This window comes from uncultured Microbulbifer sp. (assembly GCF_947489355.1).
GTDB lineage: Bacteria > Pseudomonadota > Gammaproteobacteria > Pseudomonadales > Cellvibrionaceae > Microbulbifer.
This window is the reverse complement of the sequence record NZ_CANLDD010000252.1, coordinates 1-216: the sequence shown is the minus strand read 5'-3', so window position 1 is coordinate 216 and position 216 is coordinate 1. Positions and strand designations below refer to the sequence as shown.

At 58.3% G+C, this 216-nt stretch carries 1 pseudogene; it reads left to right on the top strand.

Features of this window, described 5'->3' with window-relative positions:
- Positions 1-2: 2 nt before the first annotated feature.
- A pseudogene (locus Q1A48_RS21655) lies at positions 3-216 on the top strand (IS256 family transposase); the annotation flags it as partial.

Sequence of the window (216 nt, the reverse complement as noted above, 5' to 3'; positions counted from 1 at the left end):
ATATGGATGCTGCTGTCAAGGCGCTGCATGAGGGCAAAGGCCTCAGCGGCAAAGATGGCATCCTGACTCCTCTGATCAAACAGCTTACCGAAGCAGCCATGAGTGCGGAGCTGGAGGAGCGCCTCGCTGGCGAGGACAGGCCCAACCGCAAAAATGGCCATACATCCAAGACCATGAAAAACCCGACGGGCAGCTTCGAGCTGCAGACACCACGGG